The sequence below is a fragment of the Bacillus sp. EKM202B genome (genome assembly GCF_011066025.1).
In the GTDB taxonomy this organism is placed as follows: domain Bacteria; phylum Bacillota; class Bacilli; order Bacillales; family Bacillaceae_G; genus Bacillus_A; species Bacillus_A toyonensis.
Genome location: NZ_JAAMNK010000041.1, coordinates 26,560 through 32,559, shown reverse-complemented (window position 1 = coordinate 32,559; position 6,000 = coordinate 26,560). Strand labels below are relative to the sequence as shown.

5 protein-coding genes and 1 pseudogene are annotated in these 6,000 nt (G+C 32.0%); 3 read left to right on the top strand and 3 right to left on the bottom strand.

The features are described 5' to 3' along the window. Positions 1 to 887: IS200/IS605 family element RNA-guided endonuclease TnpB (tnpB, locus tag G9F74_RS26815; RefSeq protein ID WP_165406335.1), on the bottom strand; the 887-nt coding region annotated here is incomplete at its 3' end. 349 nt (positions 888 to 1,236) lie between these two features. On the opposite strand from tnpB, the pseudogene G9F74_RS30615 reads away from it, so the two are divergent. Further along, positions 1,237 to 1,416: pseudogene (locus G9F74_RS30615) on the top strand (TetR/AcrR family transcriptional regulator); the annotation flags it as partial. Between the two features lie 82 nt (positions 1,417 to 1,498). On the opposite strand, the gene G9F74_RS26810 reads toward G9F74_RS30615, so the two are convergent. Further along, on the bottom strand, positions 1,499 to 2,278 hold the full coding sequence (locus G9F74_RS26810; RefSeq protein WP_016107595.1) for a hypothetical protein: 780 nt from the start codon (positions 2,276 to 2,278) through the stop codon (positions 1,499 to 1,501). Between the two features lie 136 nt (positions 2,279 to 2,414). Here G9F74_RS26810 and G9F74_RS26805 point away from each other — a divergent pair, with 136 nt between their 5' ends. Beyond that, a complete protein-coding gene (locus tag G9F74_RS26805; RefSeq protein WP_001011320.1) occupies positions 2,415 to 2,942 on the top strand; it encodes a matrixin family metalloprotease in 528 nt (175 codons plus the stop codon). 23 nt (positions 2,943 to 2,965) lie between these two features. Continuing rightward, positions 2,966 to 3,739: a hypothetical protein gene (locus G9F74_RS26800; protein WP_016107594.1), complete on the top strand. Its 774-nt coding sequence runs from the start codon at positions 2,966 to 2,968 to the stop codon at positions 3,737 to 3,739. A 535-nt stretch (positions 3,740 to 4,274) separates the two neighbouring features. On the opposite strand, the gene G9F74_RS26795 is transcribed toward G9F74_RS26800, so the two are convergent. After that, the gene (locus G9F74_RS26795; protein ID WP_016107593.1) at positions 4,275 to 5,924 is read right to left on the bottom strand and encodes a S8 family peptidase; all 1,650 of its coding nucleotides are present in this window, start codon (positions 5,922 to 5,924) and stop codon (positions 4,275 to 4,277) included. Between the last annotated feature and the right edge of the window lie 76 nt (positions 5,925 to 6,000).

Below are 6,000 nucleotides of genomic sequence, written 5' to 3'. Positions count from 1 at the left end.
AACATGATTCGAAACTGTGACCATGATACCTCACTAATTGCTTTTGCTAACTTATGATTCTTTAACATATTCGATACTTGCAAATCCTCTATACCGATAACATCGTGGTTTTTGATGATTTCAGTTGAGATTTTGTCCAAGTAATCTTTTCTAGCATTTGCCATGTATTCATGAATTCTAGCTACTTTTACTTGCTGTTTATTCCAGCCAGAAGATCCTTTTGTTCTTCTAGAAAGAACACGTTGTGCTTTCACCAACTTCTCTTCTAATGATCGAAAAAACTTCGGATTTTTATAGATTGTTCCATCTGACAAAATGGCGAAATTTTTTAGTCCTACATCCATTCCAATAGAAGATTGTGTTTTCGGAAGTTCTTGTACTTCTGTTTCAACTAACAAGGACACAAAGTATCTGCCAGAAGGGTTCCTTCTAACCGTAGCATTTAAAATACGTCCCTTTACTTCGCGACTCTTGGCAAATCGAACAAGACCTAGTTTTGGCAATTTGATTTTGTTTCCTACAACGGCAATGTTTTCATTTGTTTGTTTTGTGGTATAAGATTGTACGTTGTTTTTCTTAGATTTGAAACGCGGGGCACTGTTTTGTTTTTTGAAAAAGCGTGTATAAGCATCCGCAAGGTTGCGAACAGACGACTGAATCGCAATACTATCCACTTCTTTTAGCCAAACAAACTCTTTCTTCATGGCAGGAAGTTTGGCAGAGCATGTACCATAGATCAAGCCTTTTCCAGTCTCTTTGTATGCGTGATCCCATAAGGATAGGAAATGATTGAATACAAAGCGAGAACAGCCAATCGTTTTATTGATTAGGGTCGCTTGTGCTTTATTTGGATAGATACGAAATTTATATGCTTTATTGATCATCATTCGTTTCACCCCCATTTCGATATGTGTCTATCATACAACAAACGTACATTCGATAGGTAGTAAAGTAACAGTTTATGTATGTCGAACAATTAAGATGGCTTCCTGCCATCCCTTGTTCAAAGCTAATTCATCTCCCAACTACTCACTTCGCGTTCCTTGAGGAAGGAGTCTTCTTGGCTAAAATGATAAAAACACAGTAAACATCAAAAAAACACTAAACATGAGCATTATTCGTTTCATATTATTCACCTCATATTTCTTCTCACAAAAATTATATCCTAATCTTCTTACTACCAAAATCCATTAACATTACATTTTCGTAATATAGGCTTTTCTATCAACTTGTAGCCTGGAATCTCTTATTAAAGAAGGAATCGAAAAAAATGATATAGATGTTATGTTTATGTCACTTGCTTCTTTCCTTTCTTCTTCAATGAAAGAAGCTATTATGGCTAGTGGAGTATGAAAAAATAATATACACCATCATTATTTTACAGAACAAATAAGACATCTTATTAATTCATATTCTGCATATAAAATGCAATTTATTATTTTAAATCTACGCAAATTCTATCCTTTAATGCAGGTTAGATTTATAGCCTGTGAAAATGTTATTTCATTTTTGAAGAACTCTTCACAAAATCCTTAATATCCTTTAATTTTTTTCCACTAATATTATCTTTGATGGTTGAATCTATTTCATTTTCAATATAAAAAGTTTTCTCTTTAACCTTTACCTCAAATTTATATTTATATTTATTTTTATCCCAATCTATTAAATTGCTTTTTAGTTGCGCAATATCCTTTAAATCAAACTGAATCATAAAAGGTTCTAAAGCTGGATAAAAATGTCCAAGTTTACTATTCTCTTTTAAAAAAACTATATATGTGTCACCAGATTTAGGTTTTATATACAATGGATCTTTATTTTTTACTTTTTTTGTAAACACTTTCGTAGCACCTTTCAGAATTATTCCATTGTCATCAATAACTTCATTACTTTCCTCTAATACGAGGCTTTCTGAGTATCTATGATTTATTAAAATTTTATTCTCTACAGAGTCCCCTTTTAAAATTTCTTTAACATGAAAATTAAACAGATGGCCTTCGACATCTTCATCTTGAATCTCATATGATGAATTGTTTGCCATATTCCATTTAGAGTGTAAACCGTCATATTTACCTAGTACAATTACATCTGCTTCTTCTACCATTTCACTTAAATGATTTGTAGTTTTGAATGTCTTACTTAATACTATAGTTTCAGAATTCGATGAAACATTAGACACTTCTGCTATGTCTGTATTTGACCAAATTGTTTTACCAATAATAATTAAAAAAGTAAATATTAATAAAAATAGACTCCATTTTATTACTTTATGTTTATACATTATAATAACGTCTCCTTAAAAGATATTTTATACCATTTTCTCAATATAAATATTCCGAATTTTTAAAAAATATTAATTCAAAACAAGATAATGATGCTATAATTCTCTTGTTAAAAATAATCTTTGGAGGGATAATATGAATTTTAGAAAAGGGATTACTGCATTTTTATTAGGTAGTGTGCTTGTCTTTTCCAGCGTTGGAGTTTCAGAAGCTTATGTAAAAGAAGGATGGAAGCTACCTTCAAAATCAGCGACATATAAGTGGGGAGACAGATTAGACGATGGCTCCAGTATCATTAAATCCGGTTGGCAAGCTGCAGATTCAGCCTGGTACACTGCTTCTCGTATTAACTTTACAGTCTCTTCTTCTTCTGTGAACAAATTAAACTCTTGGTTTGAAAGTTCCTCTACTTATTACGGAAGAATGAACACAACTTATAATACATCCACTAAAAAAGTAACGAAATTCGCTGGTGATATTAATGCAGGGAATACAAATATTACAAAATCTAATGTTGCTAAAAGCACAGGCGTACATGAGTTTGGTCATGCAATAGGAATAGGTCACAACAGTGGCACTTCAATTATGAACAGCAATCGTAATCGTACTACTATGCATGTCCCTCAAACTGACGATAAAAATGGTGTGAATGCAATCTATTAACAGAAAAAGGAGATGATTTCTTAATGTTAAGTAAAAAAGCAAAAACTATAGTAATTGCAATTCCTTTAGCTGCAGTGATTGGTTTCGGAGGATATTCAGCATATAATAGTCACTTCTCCAATATTGCTGGCGAAGATAAGAATGCTGAAACTGTCATTCTCAGTAAAGATTTCCCTGCTACAAGTGATTTAAATCAAATGATTAATGAAGCCGATCTAGTTGTAATTGGTGAATATGGAGGTCTTGACTCTAAGTGGAATATGGCACGTAATCCAAATAATCCATCGGAAGAGGACAAAGAAAATTATGTTGAAGGACATCTATATAATTTCAATATTTCCGAAACAATTAAAGGTGTGAATGAAAATAAACAAATAAAAATCAATCATCGTTTTGCTGAAACAGTTAAGCTTGAAGATTCTAATGCAGTTGTTGCACCAGATGGCACAGTTACAAAACAGGCTACTAAGGTAACTACTAAAGAGGTTCAAAATAAGGATCCTTTATATATCGAGCCTAAAGTTAATAAAAAATATATGATGTTTTTGAAGAAAGATCAATTATTTGGAAACTACTACGGAGCAATTGAACCATTTGCAATTACTTTTGATGAAAATAACAAAGCTGACCTTCAAACAAACATAGAAACTATTAATGAAAGTAAAATGTCTTCCAAGGCAGAAATTGCAGGTAAAACAATTGTATTAAAAAATGAAATACATGAAACTATTACTGACAATATTAGCGGTAAGACCCTTAATGAATTAAAAGATCAAGTAAAACAAAATGCTAAGTAATAACCATAACTTATAATAATTTATCCTATTTCATACGACAGTAAAAATTAATTTATTAAAGTTGTCATAAATTAAATACAAACTATCTTGAACTACCCCTACTTCCACATCGTTTAGAATTTTGGGATGAATGCCATGAAATAATAAAAAAGAAAGGGCTTATCTTTAAGTAATCCTTAACATAAGCCCCTCCTTCTATCTAATTATTTAAACACATTCGTTTCCATCACTCTATACAGCAATTTCTATAACAATGGATTACCTATTTCAAATAGTGAAAACTACAAATTAGTTAAAAAATTAAACGTTTATGCAGTCCTAAATTTATAATGAGGCTACACTGAATATTATTTAAATGTTGATATAAGACACTTCACTACACTAAAAATATACCCAGAAGTACTTTCCACCTCATATGATTAAAAGTACAACAGATAGGCTCTTATGCTATTACACATAAGAGCCTATCTGACTAGTATTATAAACAACTATTTATATAAAAGTCTTTCATACTAAATAAAAAATACATCTACAATTATTCTGGGAAAATGAAGCTAGAGTTCCCTTCACTATTAGCTGAATCCTCTTTTGGGAATGTAATAGTAGATCCTTCATTTCCCTTATTTCCATTATTTATTTCTTGTTCCTCAGGAAATACAATGGAAGAATCATTACTTAAGTTTGGTGAAAAACCAAGTTTAGATAAAATCGCTTTTAAATCAGGTAAAACACCAATTTTATCAGAAGTTGGATCATTAGATTTCGTTCCAGTACTAGAATCACTTAAAATATCCCTAAGCTGGCTTGGTGTATATACTTTTCCCTGATTATTTTTCGCAATCCCTTGAATTGATGCAGCAGCACCAGCAATAATAGGTGATGCACTAGACGTTCCGCTAAAGCTAGATGTATATAGATTTGTCATAAATTCACTTGGTTTTGCATCTGTTGTATCTACTGCATTTCCCCAACCATAAACATCCACTCTACTACCGTAATTAGAGAAATATGAACGTTTATGAGGGACCCTTGCAGAAGCTGCCCCAACCATAATTGCCCCTGAATCTTTAAAATCAGGACTATTACGATTTAAAACTTGTTTACCATTACGGTCTCTAAATTGATCCAAATCATTTCCGCCGTTTGCACCTGCTTCAATGATTATAATTCCCTTATTTGCTCCTATACGAATTGCATCAAATATGTCTGGTTTTACTTCTACAGGAAGATAGTTCTTATCTCCATATCCATCATAAGTTGCTTGGGCTTCTAATAAAAGGATATCTCCAGCTTGCATATTGTTAACTGCACTTAATATAGCATCAGCTGTATTATACCTTCCGTTATCCCTAATTTGAGATACAACCTTTACTTTAGCTTTTGGTGCGATTCCAATTCCACCGATGTTATTATCTTCTGCAGAAACGATTCCTAAGACTGAGGTACCATGATCATGGTGTTCACTCTTATTCTGGCCGGATATCAATTCGATATTCTGATTCACTAAATCTTCATGACTAAATAACCAGCCATACTCCATATCTACAAAAGTTGTTCCTTTTCCATCTCCCCCTTTGATACTCCAGGCATAAGGCGCATTGATTCCTAATGGTGCTGGTTCAAGGTAACCTTGCCTTGCAAGTCTAGGCTCATCATATGGATTAACAGATAAATCCGGTAAACGCTCTTCTGGTGGCGCTTCTTCTTCCTGTAAATATGCCGTTTCAATAAGAGATGATTTCTCAAATTTTACAAGTAATGCTTGTACATCAATATCACCTTGGATTTCTACAGTGTAATAATTTAGCAAATTAGAAGAAATATGATCGGAGTCTTTTATTTCTTCACCTAAATTTTTAATTTCTGTAGGGTTTAAAGAACTAAAAAGTCGATTTATAGTTATATTTGGGTATTCGGCTAAAATTTTAATTAATTCAGGGTCTTGTTTTTCTTCTTTAATGAATTTTTCTACCCCATCCTGATATGGTAAATTTACTTCATTTTTAAATTTTAAAATTAATTGTTTAGTAACTTGCTTATGTACAGTAGAATTCAATTGCTTATTTGAATAATTGTAAGTAGCAGCGTAGGCAACTTCTGATTTTTCGCTTGGAAGTATACCACCTACCCCATTAAATGCTGTTAACGCAATTGAAGAAACTAGAATTCCTTTAAAAATTTTCAAAATGTGCACCTCTTTTAATTTATATATAATTATAAAAAAATGTATATTACCTAACTTCTTTTCTTATACAAGCGTC